The following is a 17,923-nucleotide window of genomic DNA, read 5'->3' as shown; positions in this document are numbered from 1 at the left end:
AACGTAAAATGGACGTGGAGCCAGTTTTTGGATTCTTGAAGGCTAATTTAGGTTTCACACGATTTTCTGTTCGTGGGAAATCCAAAGTCGAAAACGAAACCGGCCTCGCACTAATGGCCGTGAATATACGAAAATATGTGGCAAGGGGGTGAGATCTTGCCTTTATATCTTTAAAATAATTGAAAAAAGGCGAAGTCGCACCGGCGACTTCACCTTTTTTCGATTATAGAGACCTTTTGTCCCAGCCTCATTTATCCAACCTTTAGCTTTGAATTTTGAATCATCTCTGCTGTAATATATTTTACTAAATCGACTACTCTTTGTGAGTATCCCCATTCGTTATCGTACCACGCTAATACTTTAATTTTATGTTCATCCATGACCATGGTTGATAAGCCGTCAATGATTGCTGAATTGGGGTTTGTATTGAAATCAATTGATACTAACGGTTCTGTTGTAAATGCCAGTATTCCTTGTAGTGGACCTTCTGCGGATTGAATAAACGCTTTATTCACCGCTTCTTTTGTTACCGCTTTCCTAACATCAACAACGAGGTCTACAAGCGATACATTTGGCGTTGGAACTCGCAGCGCCATACCATGTAATTTCCCACTGAGATGAGGAAGCACAAGTGATAATGCTTTGGCAGCCCCAGTTGTTGTAGGAATAATGGACTGACCGCATGCGCGCGCGCGTCGTAAATCTTTATGTGGGTTATCAATATTTTTTTGGTCGTTCGTATATGCGTGAACCGTTGTCATTAAACCGTTCTCAATAGTAAAAGCCTCGTCTAATACCTTGACAACAGGCGCTAGGCAGTTTGTCGTACAAGATGCATTTGAGATAATGTGATGCTTATGCACATCCAGCACCTTTTCATTTACTCCCATTACAATTGTGACATCTTCATCTTTACCAGGTGCCGTTAAGACAACTTTTTGAGCACCAGCCTCAATATGTAACTGCGCTTTTTCTCTAGAATTAAATTTTCCAGTTGCTTCAATTACTAAATCAATTTGTAATTGTTTCCATGGTAATAAGAGTGGATCTCGCGAGTCAAGTAGCTGAATTCTTTTACCATTTACAATCAACGCATCTGTTTCACAGATAACTTCTCCAGCAAATGGACCATGAATGGAGTCATATTTGATTAAATGCGCTAAAGTTTCTGCAGGATAGCTTGCATTAATTGCAACAATATCTAATTTTTCCTCTTCAATCGCTGTTCGAAAAACCATTCTTCCAATTCTCCCAAAACCATTAATTGCAATTCGTGCTTTCATGGTTATTCCCCCTAACAAATATGTTATACTAATTAACTTTTTATACAAAATAGTATAACATAAATAATTTTAAAATGAAGAATTATTGCACATTATTTTGTTGTCTTATTCTACATATATTAAAAAAAGCTGGAAAGAATGACTTCTCTCCAACTCAATTTGTTAATTTTGATACAAGTTTTATAACTTGCTCTTTTGTTTCATCTATACTTCCATTGTTATCAATAATAAAATCTGCCATCTTTGCCTTTTCAGTTAAAGGCAGTTGAGACTTAATTCTCGCTAATGCATCTTCTTTAGAGAGGTTATTTCTTTTTTGTAGTCTCTCAAGCTGCACAAGTTCATTTACATGGACAACAATAACTTGGTCTACTAGATACGTTAATTTGCTTTCAAACAAAAGTGGAATATCCAACACAACTAGCTGATATTGCTCAGCAATCAATTGTTCTTTTTGCTTTAACATTTCACTTCGAACTTCCGGGTGTACAATTGAATTGAGCTTTTGACGCTCCTGTTCGTTATGAAAGATAATCTGACCAAGAGCAGCACGATTAATTTCTAGATCTTCTTGTAAAATCTCTTTTCCAAATGCCTCAACAATCTTACTATAAGCGACTCTACCGTTCTGAACGACTTCTTTTGCAATCTGATCAGCATCGATTACCGGTATATTCATTTCACGGAATATCGCTGAGACCGTACTTTTTCCACTAGCGATTCCACCCGTTAAACCAACAACAATCGTCATAATGTTCTCCCTTTTACTTCTTATAATCTCAATATTCCCATTAAAATCAATACAACACCTGGTACAAATGAAAACATCCTCATCCAAGCTAGTTTAGAAAACCATTTTCCAATTTGAATTCCTAATGTAAGGAAAATAAAGCTCATTGCCGCTACTGCGATGGCCAATATGACTGGCGAATAACCTAATAAAGCTGCTGCTATTCCAGCTCCAAATGCATCCAATGATAACGCGATACCTAAAATTAACGCTTCAACTCCCGTAATAGAGCCTGATTTATCTAAATCTGCTGTCGTCGGCTTTTTCAAAATATTAATGACCAAGCCAATGGATTTTATTTCTACTTTAAAAATGATTTTTTCTTCCAGCTTTGCTGTTTCCTCTTCTTCAGGACGAAAAAATTGATACAAAATCCACATGCCCAACAATACAAAAATAATGCCACCAATGGTGTCAAGCGCAGCCGGAGAAAATAAATGCGTAATCATTTTGCCGACAAACATCGCAAGCGTTAATGTAAACGCGGAACAACAAGCAATAATTAAAATTGATTTAAACGGAATTTTAAGTTTTCGCAATCCGTATGTTAATCCTACGCTGAAGCTATCTAGGCTTACTGCAAAAGCTACTAGTATTAAAGAAAGTGAAATCATCTTAAAGAGCTCCTTCCATTTCATCTATCTAAAGTATATGAAAGGAGCCCATCCATTGTTATTATTCTTCAAGCTTCTGGCAACTTGGACAAATATGCGTACCTCTTCCCGCTACTACATATTTCTTAATCGGAGTGCCACATACAACACAAGGTTCGTCTTTTTTACCATAAACATAAAGCTGAAGCTGAAACATCCCCATCTCTCCTTGAGTATTTACGTAGGATCGAATGGTACTTCCACCTTTTTCAACCGCTTCCTGTAGAGTTGCTACGATTTCTTTATGCAAACGGTCCAACTCCTCATCGGTGAGCTGGCTTGCTACACGCTCAGGATGTATACGAGCTCGGAAAAGCGCTTCATCCACATAGATATTCCCAAGCCCAACGACCACTTGTTGGTCTAATAAAACCGCCTTAATTTTTCGACTCGTTCGACCGATTCGGTTTTTTAGAACTTCCGCTGTAAACAGTTCTTCAAAAGGCTCCGGACCCAGTGTACTTAGAGGTGGTGAGAGCTCTTCTTCTCCTGGTTGAAATAAATGCATGGTCCCAAATTTTCGTACATCTTTATACCTTAACTGCGTACCATCCTTAAACAGAAAAATAACATGTGTATGCTTATCAATTGGTTCATCCTTCTCAGCAAGAGCATACTTACCTTCCATTCGGAGGTGAGAAACTAATACGTAGTTATCTAAAATGATTTTTAGAAATTTCCCTCGACGGTGTACATCTTGAATCGTCTGTCCCTTTAGTGCATCACAAAACTGTTCAACTTCAACTGGTCGCTTAATGATATTTGGCCATGTTACTTTTACTTCATCAATTGTTTTTCCTTTTACTAAATGAATGAGCGTGCGGCGAACCGTTTCAACTTCTGGTAATTCGGGCACCTTATCCACCTCTCTTTGCTAATTCATTGTTGTTTACTTAGCGTCAAACCAAGTAGCACCATACGAGTAATCTACTTTTAAAGGTACATCTAATTTTAGTGCACTTTCCATCACCTCTGGAACAATACGCTCAAGAATTTCAATTTCATGTTTTGGCGCTTCAAAGATAAGCTCATCATGTACTTGAAGAAGAAGCTTTGTTTCTAATTTCTCTTCTTTTAATCGCTTTGCCATTTCAATCATTGCTTTTTTGATAATATCAGCAGCTGTTCCTTGAATAGGTGTGTTCATAGCCGTTCTCTCAGCAAAGCTTCTCAGATTAAAGTTGCGACTTGTAATCTCTGGCAGATAGCGACGACGATGCAATAAAGTTGTTACGTATCCCGCTTCTTTTGCTTGACGTACAATATCCGCCATATATTCTTGAACACCAGGAAAGCTTTCCAGGTAGCGCTCAATGAACTTTGCCGCTTCTTTTCGCGTAATCCCGAGGTTCTGTGATAACCCATAGTCACTAATACCATACACAATTCCGAAGTTAACCGCTTTTGCTTGACGCCTCATATTAGACGTCACGTCCTCTTTTGCTACATGGAACACGTCCATAGCCGTTTTTGTATGGATATCGAGATCTTCTGTAAATGCCTCAATTAGTTTTTCATCAGCTGCAATATGCGCTAAAACGCGTAGCTCGATTTGAGAATAGTCAGCAGCAAAGATTACCCAACCTTTCTTTGACGGGACAAAAGCTGAACGTATTTTTTTCCCTTCTTCTAAGCGTATTGGAATATTTTGCAGGTTCGGATCAACTGAGCTTAAGCGCCCTGTTTGCGTTAGAGTTTGATTAAAACGCGTATGAACTTTCTGATCGGAATGGATGACTTTCTTTAGCCCTTCCACATATGTGGACTGGAGCTTGCCAAGCTGACGGTATTCTAAAATTTCTTGGATAATGTCATGCTTATCAGCTAACTGCTCCAACACGTCTGCGGAAGTAGAATAGCCTGTTTTTGTCTTTTTGATAACAGGGAGCTCAAGCTTTTCAAACAAAATAACGCCTAACTGCTTCGTTGAATTAATGTTAAATTCTTCTCCAGCATAACTATAAATAGTAGCTTCTAATTCCTTCAGACGTTCATGAATGGTTTTCCCTAATTCATCTAAGCGGTTATGGTCAATTTTCACTCCTTGATATTCCATATCAGCTAATACAAATGACAGGGGCATTTCGAGCTGTTCATATAAGTCATACTGCTCATTTTCTTTTAGCTCGGCTAGCAGCTTTTCTTTTAAAAATTGAAGAGCCGCTGCTTTTCTAGCAACATGTTCTGCTAATTCTCCTACTTCAGGTACTGATTTTTTTGCCCCTTTTCCGTATACCACTTCATCAGAGCTCACTTGCGTATATCCTTTTAGCTTAGCAATTGTAGCTAGATCATCGTTGGCTTCAGCAGGATTTAAGATGTAAGAAGCAATCATAATGTCCTGTTCAATTCCTTTAATCTCATAGCCTTCCCATCGCATTGAAACGACCATTCTTTTTCCATCAAATACAGTCTTTTTCATTGATTGATCCTGTAACCAGTTCACAAATTCAGAGGACCCTAAAGCTACTGATTTTCCAATGAAAAAATGGCCATTTTCATTGCTAATACCAAAACCTAGCAGCTGATCATGGTGATAGTTTTCTTCATATCCTTCCACAACAAGCGCAGCATCGTTTGTTAATATCTCGTTGTCTACACTGTTCACTATCTTGTATTCAAGCTCTTCAAAAGAGCTACTTTCCTCTGAATCGCCACCAAATTTATCTAAAAGAGAATTAAAGCCAAGTTCTTTAAATAGTGCTACAAGCTTTTCACTGTTTTCACCTTGATACGCAACAGCTTCCAAGCTCACTTCAATAGGTGCGTTTGTGTCGATTGTAGCAAGCTCTTTACTCATGAGTGCCTGCTCTTTGTTATCTGATAGCTTTTCTTTTAATTTTTTACCACTCACTTGATCGATTGATTCTAAGACGTTTTCAACTGTTCCAAACTCTTTTAATAATTTCAGAGCCGTCTTTTCTCCAACTCCAGGAACACCTGGAATATTATCAGAAGAGTCACCCATAAGTCCCTTCATATCAATAATTTGCATAGCTTTAATGCCATACTTCTCATCGATTAAAGCTGGCGTATAGGCATCAACATCTGTAATACCTTTTCGCGTGATACCTACTGTTATGTGTTCTGAAACAAGCTGAAGTAAATCTTTGTCACCTGAAATTACTTTCACCTCAAAGTTCTCTTTTTCAGCTTGCTTTGCTAATGTACCAATAATGTCATCGGCTTCGTAATTCTCTAGCTCATAGCGCTTTATTCCATAGGCATCTAGCAGGTCTCGAATAAATGGAAATTGCTCTGATAGCTCAGGAGGCGTTTTTTGCCTTCCACCTTTATACTCTGTAAATGTTTTATGACGAAAAGTTGTTTTACCAGCATCAAATGCTACAAGAAGATGTGTTGGTTTCTCTTCTTCTAAAATGCGCATTAACATCGTTGTAAATCCGTAAATTGCGTTTGTATGTATACCTTTATCGTTATTCAGTAAAGGCAGAGCAAAAAATGCACGATATGCGATACTATTGCCGTCTATTAATACTAATTTCTTGGACATGAATAATCCTCCATTTCAAAAAAAGAACGTTTATTCTATTTTATCAAAAGTTTCCTCTCAACAACAAAAACTAATCTATCTAATTACAGTTAGTTTTTTACCAGAAACTAGTTTCATGCATAATTCGAACTAAGAATGCGCCCTAATTATAAATGATATAAACAAAAAAGGCATTATCCTTTATAGAATAATACCTTTGTCTTATGTTATAAAAAAAATGGACGAAAGGAGTATGAAGACTCCTCTCGTCTTCCAAAATTGGCTCCTTGGATGAAGGGGTTTCCATAGAAAAGTATAACAAGCTTATATTAAGCTTCCTTAAATGCTTTGTAAAAGGAACGTAAACATTTGCTTAGTTTTCTAAGTATTTATTTAACGTGACAGAAAAAGTTGTCCCTTCATTCACTTTACTCTGTACGTCAATATGCCCTTTATGTGCTTCTACAAGATGTTTGACAATTGCTAGTCCAAGACCTGTACCACCGGAATTTCTACTTCTTGCTTTATCTACGCGATAAAAGCGTTCAAAAATTCGAGGAATTTCTTCTTGTGCGATGCCAATCCCTGTATCGGTGATATGAACAAGGACTTTGTCTAATTTTTCTTCAATTCGAATATGAACTTTACCGCTTGGCATCGTATAATTCAATGCGTTGCTAATTAAGTTCATAAAGATTTGGGTTAACCTCTGGATATCTGCTTCAATTAAACATTCTTCTTCAAGTGTTTCAATTTGAAGATCAATTCCTCGCTCTTTTGCTCGATTAGAAAGAACCATAACGATTTCATAAAGAAGCGTATTAATATTAATGGCTTGAACGTTTAGCTGAAAACCTTGCTGTTCCACTTTTGATAAATCTAACAAATCTTGTATTAACGTTTCCATCCGTTGACTTTCATTCATGATAATCGATAGAAACTGCTTTCTTAGCTCTGGTTCCTCCATAGCACCATCTAAAAGCGTTTCACTAAAGCCTTTAATTGATGTGATGGGTGTCTTTAACTCATGAGATACGTTAGCAACAAAGTCTCGGCGAACCTGCTCTAGTTTCTTAAGTTCTGTTATGTCATGAAAAACCAGAACAATCCCCTTCCATTCATCATTTAATCCGATAATTGGCGCTCCGTATACATCATAATGTCGACGTTCGATATTTCGAGAGAGTACAACATGTTTGCGAACCTTCACTTCTGTCATAAAAATCTCTTCTACTAGGGAAACGACTTCTTTATGTTCAAACACTTCATAGTATAGGTGATATAAGAAATCATTCATCTTTATTTGAAATTGTTCTTTATAAGCTCGATTTACTAGGTTAATATAGCCGCGACTATCAATTAAAATCATCCCGCTACCCATATTTTCAATGAGCGTCCGCAGGCGATCTTGTTGCATCTCTTGGCTACGAATTAACTCTTGTAAATTACGGGCTAATGCATTAATGGATTGACTTAGCATTCCTGTTTCATCCATATAATCTTCATAAGTACGAGCTTTATAATTGCCTTTTGCTAGCTCCATGGCTACCTGAGTAGCCGATTCAATTGGTCTGGTATAGCGATTCATAATCTTTATTCCTAGTAATAAAATGACGATTAACGCAACGCCAAGACTTCCAATTAACAGCCCCCATATTTGTTGATTGACTTGATTTAATGACGCAAAAGAAGTACTTAAAACAACAAACCCTTCTTTCTGACCGTCAATGACAAGTGGCACACCATAATAGTAGAGGTCATGATTTTCTTCGATGCGGCTGAATGCTTCCTGATTCACGCTTTGCTTCTTTATTACCTCTTGGAGTATACGAGTGTTTTCCAAAGAGCCATTGTGACTACTTGCATTTGAATCTACAAGAATTGTACCGTCATTGTTAATAATAGTTGCTCGAACACTTAATGACTCACTAATCGAATCTACATTTTCTTGAAGAGTTGGATTTGTCAGGCCTTCTTTCCCAATAAAAAGTTCGACAAGCTCAGCTTCTTTTTCCATCCGTTCTTGAAAGGTTTGAAAATAGAAATTTTTGAAAAGCTGAGCTAATAATAAGCCTAAACAAACCAGTACCACAATAATTAACGTTAGCAGTGCAAAAAGTAAGCGCGAGCGGAACTTATTCATCTACCTTTGGTTCCTCTAATTTATATCCTAAACCACGAATGGTTTTAATATAAATTGGTTTTCTTGTATTGCTTTCAATCTTTTCACGCAAATGACTAATATGGACATCTACAATCCTTGTATCACCCGCAAAGTCATAATTCCAAACGGCACTTAATAACTGATCACGCGTCAGCACTCGCCCTTTATGTTTTGATAAATATAATAATAGTTCAAACTCTTTTGGCGTTAATTCTAGCTGCTCTTGCTGAAAATAAGCTTCGTAATGCTCGGGAAGAATTTTTAAATCTCCAATAAAGATTCTTTCTCCATCCTCTTCTTCCTGATTGGCTTGATTACTAATTTGAGAACGACGAAGTATGGCCTTTACCCGAGCAACAACTTCTCGTGGACTAAACGGTTTTGTCATATAGTCATCTGCTCCAAGTTCTAAACCTAACACTTTATCAAACTCATCATCCTTAGCCGTTAACATTAATATAGGCGTCATAACTTTCTGCTGTCTAAGCTTTTTGCACACTTCAATTCCATCCATTTTGGGAAGCATTAAGTCTAACACGATTAAATCTGGGTTTTCTTCCAGTGCTTTATTGTACCCTTCTTCTCCATCCATTGCCGTGCTGACCTCAAAACCAGCTTGCTGCAGGTTATACTGTAATAATGTTGAGATTGACTGTTCATCGTCTACTACTAATAATCTCTTATTCATGTTCGTAACATAAGCCTCCATCAATTCATTTTAAACGCCACTTCACCCAATATTTTGTCTATATGTATGTCATTATCATACACTGATTCCTTAAAGTTCTCAAAGGCATTTCATAATATTATGCCAATAAACAAGCCCCCTAATTAAAAAGGAGGCCCGTTTGTCACTGCATTAAAAGTTCTCAAACTCATGTGTTTCGGCAATCGATAGTTCTTGAGGAGGACATACAATAAATTGAGCTTGTACAACGCTCTCTTCATTCTCATCTGTTGCCTGTACATCAATTGTAATTGTCTTTTCGTCCATATTTTTATTAACTACTTCAAATAAAAACTCGACTGTACTGTAATGGTAAATACGCTTAGGAAATGCAACGGTTTGCTTTAGAATATGACTTCCTGGACCCGGCAAATATTTGGAGATAGCCGCTGTCATCATTCCATTGATCATAATTGCTGGAACAATCGGCTTTTTAAACGTCGTTTGCGCAGCATAATCATGCTGAATATAAAGGGGATTGGCGTCATTTGTTAAGCCTAGATATAGAAGAATATCCTTGTCCTCTATGCGTTCAGTAAGTGAAAGCTTTTCGCCAACTTGGATTTGTTTTATGGTTCTTCCAATCTTTTGTTTTTTCCCTAGCACCATTGCTACTTCATCCTTTCTCTTTGTAGCTTTCATGAACGATCGCTAATCATGCGAACAGTTCTTGTCTAAAGCAGTGAAACTTCTACAACAAAAAAATTCGAGGTTTCCCTCGAATTTTCCTGTTTTTCTTTTATAAATGATGCTTTTTACCACACCGTTTACCAAGTGCTTATCTATTTTTAAACAAGAACGCTCATCACATTTTTAACTGAATCAGCAGATTGATCTAAAGCTGCTTTTTCTTGTTCAGTTAGTTCTAATTCAATCACTTGCTCAATACCATTGGCACCTAGAACTGTTGGTACACCAAGGTAAATACCACTGTAGCCATATTCACCTTCTAAGTACGCAATTGCAGGTAAGATACGACGCTGATCTTTTAGGATAGCTTCTGTCATTTCTAAGAGAGATGCAGCAGGTGCATAATAAGCACTACCATTTCCTAAAAGGTTTACAATCTCGCCGCCACCTTTACGCGTACGCTCCACGATAGCATTTAAGCGATCTTGTGGAATTAACGTTTGAAGCGGAATTCCACCTGCGTATGAGTAGCGCACAAGAGGAACCATATCGTCACCGTGTCCTCCTAGTACAAAGCCAGTAACGTCCTTAACTGATACATTCAGTTCCTGTGCTACAAATGTACGGAAACGAGCCGAATCTAGTACACCAGACTGACCAATTACACGATTTTTTGGAAATCCTGATTCTTTAAATACTGTATACGTCATCGCATCAACTGGATTGGTTAACACGATAATATAACAATTTGGTGAGTATTTAACAATTTCTTGCGTTACAGACTTCATTACCTTTTGGTTTGTCGTAACTAAATCGTCACGGCTCATACCAGGTTTACGTGCAATACCAGCCGTAATAATGACGACATCAGAGTCAGCTGTATCTTCATAGTTAGCTGTTCCTGTAATATTAGCGTCAAAACCTTGTACTGGGCCTGCTTCTAACATATCCAACGCTTTACCTTTAGCTGGGTTTTCTGCCTGTGGAATATCCACCAATACAACGTCAGCTAATTCTTTTTGTCCGATCAAAAACGCAGTTGTTGCACCTGTAAAGCCAGCACCAATAACTGAGACTTTTTTTCGTTTGTTTGACATGTTAATTCCCCCAAATCGTTCTCGTTTACTATTATACTGTTACTTGATTTCCTAAGTTTTTAATTAACTCATCTGCAAACTCAGAGCATTTTACTTCTTTCGCTCCATCCATTAAGCGAGCAAAATCATATGTTACTACTTGAGAAGCGATTGTTTTTTCCATTGATTCCATTACAAGCGCAGCTGCTTCAGTCCAGCCTAAATGTTCTAGCATTAACACACCTGATAATAATACAGATGAAGGGTTTACTTTGTCTAGACCTGCATATTTAGGAGCAGTACCATGTGTTGCTTCAAAGATTGCATGTCCAGTTTCATAGTTAATGTTAGCACCCGGTGCAATACCAATTCCACCTACTTGCGCAGCTAAAGCATCAGAAATATAGTCACCATTTAAGTTCATTGTTGCAACTACGTCAAACTCACGAGGACGAGTTAAGATTTGCTGTAAGAAGATATCTGCAATTGAATCTTTTACGATAATTTTGCCAGCTGCTTCCGCTTCTGCTTGTGCTTTATTTGCAGCATCTTTTCCTTCTTTTTCAACGATGCGGTCATATTGAGCCCAAGTAAATACTTTATCGCCGAATTCTTTTTCAGCTAATTCATAACCCCAGTTTTTGAAGGCACCTTCAGTAAACTTCATGATGTTTCCTTTATGAACAAGCGTTACAGACTTACGACCGTGTTCGATTGCATAGTTAATTGCTCCGCGAACTAAGCGCTCTGTACCCTCAGATGATACTGGCTTAATTCCAATACCTGATGTTTCAGGGAAACGGATTTTATTAACGCCCATTTCAGTTTGTAAGAAGTTGATTAACTTTTGAACTTCTTCAGAACCTTTTGCATACTCGATACCAGCATAGATATCCTCTGTATTTTCACGGAAGATAACCATGTCCGTATCTTCTGGACGTTTAATTGGTGATGGAACACCTTCGAAATAACGTACTGGACGTAAGCAAGTAAACAAATCTAACTCTTGACGTAAAGCAACGTTTAGTGAACGGATTCCTCCACCTACTGGCGTTGTTAATGGTCCCTTAATCGCGATTATGTACTCACGAATAACATCTAATGTTTCAGCTGGTAGCCACTCGCCAGTTTCGTTGAATGCTTTTTCCCCTGCTAATACTTCTTTCCAAACAATCTCTTTTTCGCCATCATATGCTTTTTCAACAGCTGCTTCTAATACACGAGATGCTGCTGCCCAAATATCCGGACCAATTCCGTCTCCTTCGATATATGGAATTACTGGATTGTTAGGTACATTTAATACTCCGTTTGTTACCGTAATTTTTTGTCCGTTTGTCATAAAAATAACCCCCTTGAAGTTTTAAAGCTTAATAGATTAATAGCTTATTATAAAGTGCTCAACTTACGCTGAGCACTTTCTTACATAAAAGTTAATCTCTTTGCTCAATCGGAATATACGCTTGCTTTCCTTCGCCGATATAATCGGCACGTGGACGAATTAATCGATTGTTTGAATACTGTTCTAAAATATGTGCTACCCAACCTGATACGCGGCTTACAGCAAAGATTGGTGTAAACAAATCATGATCAATTCCTAGACTGTGATAGACAGAAGCGGAATAGAAGTCTACGTTTGGTGGTAGCTTCTTCTCACTTGTAACAATCTCTTCAATCTTTACAGACATTTCATAAAGAGTAGAGTCTCCAGCTTGTTTTGTAAGCTTCTCAGACATCTCTCTCAAATGTTTAGCACGTGGATCCCCTTGCTGATACACTCGGTGACCAAAGCCCATAATCTTCTCTTTATTTGCTAACTTACTACGAATATACGGCTCTGCATTTTCTACCGTTTCAATATCAGATAGCATTTTCATAACGGCTTCATTTGCACCACCATGAAGAGGTCCTTTTAAGGCTCCGATTGCTGCTGTAATACCAGAATAAATATCTGAGAGAGTTGCCACACAGACGCGAGCGGTAAATGTAGATGCATTTAGCTCATGGTCAGCGTGTAAGACAAGTGCTTTATTAAATGCTTCAACTTCGATGTCAGTCGGTTCATTCCCCGTTAACATGTACAAGAAGTTGGCTGCAATGCTATAGTTTTCATTTGGTTCAATTGGATCCATCCCTTTGCGAATGCGTGAAAAGGCTGTTACAATTGTCGGTAATTTGGCTTGTAGGCGAACTGCCTTACGATAATTAGCTTCTTCATCCATTAGGTCTGCTTCTGGATCGTACAAGCCAATTAGTGATACAGCTGTTCTTAAAGCTGCCATTGGATGAACGTCTTTAATTGGATATGTTTTGAAATGATTTAATACTTCATGAGGTAATTTAGCATTCTCTGCTAGTAACCTAGAAAAAATAGATAATTCTTCTTTATTTGGTAATTTTCCATGCCAAAGCAAATAAACTACTTCTTCAAATGTAGCATAGTCTGCTAAATCATCAATATTGTAACCACGATAAGTTAGCGTGTCGTCAATAATGGAGCTTACCGCTGAAGTTGTCGCAACAACTCCCTCTAAACCTCGAGTCGCAGTCATATTCCCATCTCCTTTACAGAAAAGATTTCCCCATACACCCTATTGTACATACAAAAATAAATTACATTGAGCGTTGGCTCAATTCCACATCACATAAGACATTTCTATAGAAGCACAGCATTCCTCATAGGGTTTTCTTAAGACCCTGACAAAAAAGAAAATGCTTACATTTTCATATTGCTAAATAACATAAAGAATTTATGCTATCTAGCATGCTTTTTAGTTGTTTGATCGTATACGTTATATCATACAATTGTATGTAATGAGATGCGGCTTCAAACTATATTATAAACAATTATCTGACTTTTGTGAATGAAAAGAGTAAATAAATTTTAAAAAAATTGTTATTATAAAAAAATTTCCACTAAAATAACTCTGTAATTTTAATAAATAAATAGGCAATTCCTGCACCAATCAGAGGACCTACAGCAACCCCTTGAAATAGCGTCACAGCTAGGATTGTACCAAATACAAGAGCCGTTGTAATATGGGGATCTTCCGACAATAAAGTCAGTCCATATTTAGCAATAATTGCCACTAAAATTCCTGCAGCTAATGCTACCCAAGCATATGACGACTTAATAGCTTCTCCCAATTGTTTAAAACCAATATCACCTGTTGCAATCGGCACTAATACCGCAACTGTAATAACGGTCACACCTAGATTAATTCCTTTAGACTGTAGATAGGGAAATACCTTACTGTCTAGACCTATTAATTTAATAACTAATAGAAAACCTACAGCGATAATTAACGACTGATTTTTTGCAATCAATCCTATAACCAATAAAATAGCTAAAAACATAACTGGTTGTGAAAACATTCGTTCATCCTTCCTTTCATTACTTTCATGCTTATTTGGATCTTATTTTCTAGTGAAAAACCCACTTTTTTCTTTTCACTCTTTCATAAAAGTTGTAAAATACTAACAAAACTATTTTTAAAGGAGGTTGTTAGCTGCTTGCCTAAAATCTATTGGGTTCGTTTTTTACGAATCGTCATCTTATTGACTGGTTTAAGCGCCACACTTATAGTCATTTATTACCTTTCAACGCTGCTTTATCCATTCATCATTGCCTTTATTATTGCACTCTTCATGAATCCAATCGTAAACTTTTTTGAGCGTACGTTAAAGTGTAAACGCTACATTGCTGTTCTTATTTCCATCATGCTTATTTTTTCCATTCTAGCAGGCTCGATTACGCTATTAGTGACTGAAATAATAGCCGGTACAACCTATCTAGCAAAAGTCGTTCCAACTAATTTTGAAGCCGTCATCGTATACATCGAAAACTTTATTGCCAGCAAACTGATTCCTCTTTATAACCAAATTGCTTCAATGTTTAACAGCTTAAACCATAACCAACAGGAAACTATTTTAACAAATATTCAAAACGTTGGCAGTAGTATTACAACAACTGTCGGAGACTTTTTACAGCGACTTTTACAAGCGATCCCAACTTTTCTCGGATGGCTCCCTAACATCGCAACTGTTGTTATTTTTTCCTTACTTGCTACCTTCTTTATCAGCAAGGACTGGAATCGTTTCCTTGCATTTAGCAAAAGCTTTTTACCACCAAAGGTGAAACAGAGTAGTGAAGCTGTAATCGGAGAGCTAAAAAAAGCACTTTTTGGATTTATTCAAGCTCAACTTACGCTTATTTCCATCACAACGATCATTGTTCTTACTGGTCTACTCATTTTACGAGTTGATTATTCAATTACTATCGCTTTACTTATCGGCTTTGTAGACTTACTACCTTATTTAGGAACCGGACTCATCTTCGTGCCTTGGATTATTTATACGTTTACAACTGGAAATATCTCCTTTGCCGTTGGTTTATCTGTTTTATACTTAGTGGTTATCGTACAACGCCAAATTATGGAACCTAAAATCCTATCATCGAGTATTGGATTAGATCCTTTAGCTACTTTGATTGCTTTGTTTGTCGGCTTTAAATTAATTGGTTTTCTCGGATTAATTGTTGGGCCCATTTTATTGGTTATCATTCGTACGCTACACTCAGCTGGTGTATTTACAGATATTAAAAATTTTATTATTGCAAAATAAAAGTGTGCTTCATGAGAGAGTTTTTCTCATTGATAGCACACTCTTTTTTTAGTTGGTACCCTGATTTTCATTCTTAGCGAATAATCGTAAACCTTCCGCGATTTTGAAACAGTCGCTGGAATAACTTCATAACAGTTGGTTTGATAAACTTTCTTGTTGCAGGAATAAGTAGTAAAAAACCCGTTGTATCGGTAAAGAAGCCCGGGGTCAATAGTAAAAGACCACCGATTAAGATACAGAGCCCATCTACAATTGCTTCACCGGGAACTTGGCCAGAATTCATTTGCTGTCGTGCTTTGTGTAAAGTCTTCATACCTTGCTTCTTTGCTAAATAAGCTCCTAATATTCCCGTTGCTAAAATCAAGAAAAATGTTGGTAAAATACCAATTTCCGAACTTACTGTAAGCAATAATGTGATTTCAATAGCAGGGATAATAATTAAAATTGGAACGAGAAATTTCACCGTCAACTCTCCTTAATATCTGACTATAGAAAAAGAGAAGGTAAAGACCTTCTCTTTTTTTAAATTATACCTTACAGAATGCTTGCATGGCCATTGTATACAACGCCACGAGCTGAATCTACTGTAATGTCTTGTCCATCTTTAAACGTAACTGTTGCGCCTTCTACGCCTACAATGACAGGAATGCTTAAGTTTAGCCCTACAACAGCTGCATGGCTTGTTAAGCCACCTTCTTCTGTAATTAATGCACTTGCTTTTTCAACTGCACTAATCATGTCGCGGTCTGTGCTATTTGTAACTAAAATTGCGCCTTCTGTCATTTTTTCGTTTGCTTCAGCTGCGCTTTTCGCAATAACTACTTGCCCAACCGCTGATTTACGACCGATGCCTTGACCCTTTGCTAATACATCACCTACAACTTGTACTTTCATTAGGTTTGTAGCACCAGATTCTCCAACAGGTACACCTGCTGTAATAATAACTAGATCTCCTTGAGATACAATGCCCGTTTTTACTGCGTCGTTTACAGCATGCTCTAACATGTCATCAATATTTGTGCAACGCTCACCTACAACTGGTGTTACTCCCCATACTAACGCTAAACGACGAGCTACTGAATCATTTGCTGCTACCGCTACGATTGGAGATTGTGGACGGTATTTTGAAACGATTTTTGCCGTATATCCACTTTCAGTTGGAGCAACAATTGCACTTGCATTTAAGTTAAGTGCCGTATGTCCTACAGATTGACCGATTGAATCTGTAATAGATGTACCTACTCGCTTGCTGCGTTGTTGTAAGATTTCACGATAGTTTAGAGCTTGTTCTGCACGTGATGCAATCGAATGCATTGTTTGAACAGCTTCGATTGGATAAGAACCAGCAGCAGTCTCACCGGATAACATAATTGCATCTGTACCATCAAAGATTGCGTTCGCTACGTCACTTGCCTCTGCGCGAGTTGGGCGTGGGTTACGTTGCATAGAATCCAGCATTTGTGTTGCTGTGATAACAGGTTTACCAAGCTCGTTACATTTTCTAATTAAATCTTTTTGTACTAACGGTACTTCTTCAGCAGGAATTTCTACTCCTAAGTCACCACGAGCAACCATTAAGCCATCAGACACTTCAAGAATTTCATCGATATTATCGACACCTTCTTGGTTTTCAATTTTTGAAATGATTTGAATGTGTGGAGCATTATTCTTTTCTAATAGTTCACGAATTTCTAATACGTCAGACGCACGGCGAACGAAAGATGCAGCGATGAAATCAATACCCTGCTCGATTCCAAACACGATGTCGTTTGCATCTTTTTCTGTAATACCTGGTAAGTTTACACTTACGTTTGGTACGTTAACACCTTTTTTATTTTTCAAAGTACCTGGGTTTAGTACTTTTGTTTTGATTTCACCAGCAGCTTTATTAACTTCTAATACTTCCAGTCCAATTAAACCATCGTCTAACAGGATTTTAGAACCTGGGTGTACATCTTCTACTAGACCAGGGTATGTAATTGAGAACTTTTCAGTTGTTCCTACTACTTCTTGCATAGAAACGATGATTTCAGAACCTTCTTCTAAATCAATTGCACCGTTCTCCATTGTATTTGTACGAATTTCCGGACCTTTTGTATCAAGTAAAATTCCGATTGTTTTCCCTGTTTTTTTAGCAGCTTCACGAATGTTAACAATACGTGCACCATGCTCTTCGAAATCACCGTGTGAAAAGTTTAAACGACAAACATTTAAACCAGAGTTAAATAGTTCAACTAACTTTTCTACACTTTCACTTGCTGGACCAATAGTACCTACAATTTTTGTTTTACGCATTCTATCTTCCTCCTATATAGTGGTATAACCAAACTTCTCAAGTAATTGTACAAACCTAGCACTCAAAGTTACTGGACTAATCACCTTTTACTTTACATGTTAACAGCAATATGTAGCTTAGTCAGGCGATGATATGCTCTCTTTAAACCAAAGAAAGAACTATTATGTAAGCAGTAAATAGACTATCACAAC

Annotated in this window: 16 protein-coding genes; 2 read left to right on the top strand and 14 right to left on the bottom strand. The window is 37.5% G+C overall.

What is annotated here, in order from left to right; genetic code table 11:
• The coding region (locus A2U94_RS20540; RefSeq protein WP_156482218.1) for a transposase at window positions 1–152 on the top strand (152 nt) is incomplete at its 5' end.
• A 99-nt stretch (window positions 153–251) separates the two neighbouring features.
• Here the strand turns inward: A2U94_RS20540 and A2U94_RS04650 are convergent.
• From A2U94_RS04650 to A2U94_RS04595, 12 genes are all read right to left on the bottom strand, one after another.
• Window positions 252–1,283 (bottom strand): glyceraldehyde-3-phosphate dehydrogenase, encoded by a 1,032-nt coding sequence (locus tag A2U94_RS04650; protein ID WP_025907232.1) that lies wholly within the window; start codon window positions 1,281–1,283, stop codon window positions 252–254.
• A gap of 154 nt (window positions 1,284–1,437) precedes the next feature.
• Window positions 1,438–2,034, bottom strand: coding sequence for a dephospho-CoA kinase (gene coaE / locus A2U94_RS04645; RefSeq protein ID WP_025907234.1), 597 nt, complete (start codon window positions 2,032–2,034; stop codon window positions 1,438–1,440).
• Window positions 2,035–2,054: 20 nt separating this feature from the next.
• Window positions 2,055–2,687: a sporulation membrane protein YtaF gene (gene ytaF, locus A2U94_RS04640; protein ID WP_025907237.1), complete on the bottom strand. Its 633-nt coding sequence runs from the start codon at window positions 2,685–2,687 to the stop codon at window positions 2,055–2,057.
• Window positions 2,688–2,748: 61 nt separating this feature from the next.
• A complete protein-coding gene (gene mutM / locus A2U94_RS04635; RefSeq protein ID WP_025907239.1) occupies window positions 2,749–3,582 on the bottom strand; it encodes a DNA-formamidopyrimidine glycosylase in 834 nt (277 codons plus the stop codon).
• A gap of 33 nt (window positions 3,583–3,615) precedes the next feature.
• Window positions 3,616–6,240: a DNA polymerase I gene (gene polA / locus A2U94_RS04630; protein WP_025907241.1), complete on the bottom strand. Its 2,625-nt coding sequence runs from the start codon at window positions 6,238–6,240 to the stop codon at window positions 3,616–3,618.
• A 352-nt stretch (window positions 6,241–6,592) separates the two neighbouring features.
• The gene (gene pnpS / locus A2U94_RS04625) at window positions 6,593–8,362 is read right to left on the bottom strand and encodes a two-component system histidine kinase PnpS (RefSeq protein ID WP_061784960.1); all 1,770 of its coding nucleotides are present in this window, start codon (window positions 8,360–8,362) and stop codon (window positions 6,593–6,595) included.
• Complete coding sequence (locus tag A2U94_RS04620; protein WP_025907245.1) at window positions 8,355–9,071, bottom strand: response regulator transcription factor; 717 nt, start codon at window positions 9,069–9,071, stop codon at window positions 8,355–8,357. Before A2U94_RS04620 ends, pnpS begins: the two co-directional genes overlap by 8 nt.
• Window positions 9,072–9,242: 171 nt before the next feature.
• On the bottom strand, window positions 9,243–9,719 hold the full coding sequence (locus A2U94_RS04615; protein ID WP_025907247.1) for a MaoC/PaaZ C-terminal domain-containing protein: 477 nt from the start codon (window positions 9,717–9,719) through the stop codon (window positions 9,243–9,245).
• A 179-nt stretch (window positions 9,720–9,898) separates the two neighbouring features.
• Window positions 9,899–10,837 (bottom strand): malate dehydrogenase, encoded by a 939-nt coding sequence (gene mdh, locus A2U94_RS04610; protein WP_025907249.1) that lies wholly within the window; start codon window positions 10,835–10,837, stop codon window positions 9,899–9,901.
• 31 nt (window positions 10,838–10,868) lie between these two features.
• Window positions 10,869–12,155 carry an NADP-dependent isocitrate dehydrogenase gene (icd, locus tag A2U94_RS04605; RefSeq protein WP_025907251.1) on the bottom strand — a complete coding sequence of 429 codons (1,287 nt, stop codon included), beginning with the start codon at window positions 12,153–12,155 and terminating at the stop codon, window positions 10,869–10,871.
• A 91-nt stretch (window positions 12,156–12,246) separates the two neighbouring features.
• Entirely contained in the window at window positions 12,247–13,365 is a 1,119-nt protein-coding gene (gene citZ / locus A2U94_RS04600) for a citrate synthase (RefSeq protein ID WP_025907253.1), read from the bottom strand.
• 364 nt (window positions 13,366–13,729) lie between these two features.
• A complete protein-coding gene (locus tag A2U94_RS04595) occupies window positions 13,730–14,188 on the bottom strand; it encodes a DUF441 domain-containing protein (protein ID WP_025907255.1) in 459 nt (152 codons plus the stop codon).
• Between the two features lie 138 nt (window positions 14,189–14,326).
• Between A2U94_RS04595 and ytvI the strand changes: the two genes are divergently transcribed.
• Window positions 14,327–15,436, top strand: coding sequence for a sporulation integral membrane protein YtvI (gene ytvI, locus A2U94_RS04590; RefSeq protein ID WP_025907257.1), 1,110 nt, complete (start codon window positions 14,327–14,329; stop codon window positions 15,434–15,436).
• A gap of 73 nt (window positions 15,437–15,509) precedes the next feature.
• Here the strand turns inward: ytvI and A2U94_RS04585 are convergent, their stop codons facing one another.
• The gene (locus tag A2U94_RS04585) at window positions 15,510–15,899 is read right to left on the bottom strand and encodes an FxsA family protein (RefSeq protein ID WP_025907259.1); all 390 of its coding nucleotides are present in this window, start codon (window positions 15,897–15,899) and stop codon (window positions 15,510–15,512) included.
• A gap of 71 nt (window positions 15,900–15,970) precedes the next feature.
• A complete protein-coding gene (pyk, locus tag A2U94_RS04580; protein ID WP_025907261.1) occupies window positions 15,971–17,731 on the bottom strand; it encodes a pyruvate kinase in 1,761 nt (586 codons plus the stop codon).
• Window positions 17,732–17,923 lie beyond the last annotated feature (192 nt).

Source organism: Bacillus sp. VT 712 (genome assembly GCF_001614195.1).
Lineage (GTDB): Bacteria > Bacillota > Bacilli > Bacillales > Bacillaceae_H > Priestia > Priestia flexa.
This window is presented reverse-complemented; position numbering and strand designations above follow the sequence as displayed.

Excerpts from the sequence above, each read along its gene's own strand:
- A2U94_RS04650 (WP_025907232.1), bottom strand. The coding sequence starts at position 1,283 with ATGAAAGCACGAATTGCAATTAATGGTTTTGGGAGAATTGGAAGAATG.
- coaE (WP_025907234.1), bottom strand. The coding sequence starts at position 2,034 with ATGACGATTGTTGTTGGTTTAACGGGTGGAATCGCTAGTGGAAAAAGT.
- ytaF (WP_025907237.1), bottom strand. The coding sequence starts at position 2,687 with ATGATTTCACTTTCTTTAATACTAGTAGCTTTTGCAGTAAGCCTAGAT.
- polA (WP_025907241.1), bottom strand. The coding sequence starts at position 6,240 with ATGTCCAAGAAATTAGTATTAATAGACGGCAATAGTATCGCATATCGT.
- pnpS (WP_061784960.1), bottom strand. The coding sequence starts at position 8,362 with ATGAATAAGTTCCGCTCGCGCTTACTTTTTGCACTGCTAACGTTAATT.
- A2U94_RS04620 (WP_025907245.1), bottom strand. The coding sequence starts at position 9,071 with ATGAATAAGAGATTATTAGTAGTAGACGATGAACAGTCAATCTCAACA.
- A2U94_RS04615 (WP_025907247.1), bottom strand. The coding sequence starts at position 9,719 with ATGGTGCTAGGGAAAAAACAAAAGATTGGAAGAACCATAAAACAAATC.
- mdh (WP_025907249.1), bottom strand. The coding sequence starts at position 10,837 with ATGTCAAACAAACGAAAAAAAGTCTCAGTTATTGGTGCTGGCTTTACA.
- icd (WP_025907251.1), bottom strand. The coding sequence starts at position 12,155 with ATGACAAACGGACAAAAAATTACGGTAACAAACGGAGTATTAAATGTA.
- citZ (WP_025907253.1), bottom strand. The coding sequence starts at position 13,365 with ATGACTGCGACTCGAGGTTTAGAGGGAGTTGTTGCGACAACTTCAGCG.
- A2U94_RS04595 (WP_025907255.1), bottom strand. The coding sequence starts at position 14,188 with ATGTTTTCACAACCAGTTATGTTTTTAGCTATTTTATTGGTTATAGGA.
- pyk (WP_025907261.1), bottom strand. The coding sequence starts at position 17,731 with ATGCGTAAAACAAAAATTGTAGGTACTATTGGTCCAGCAAGTGAAAGT.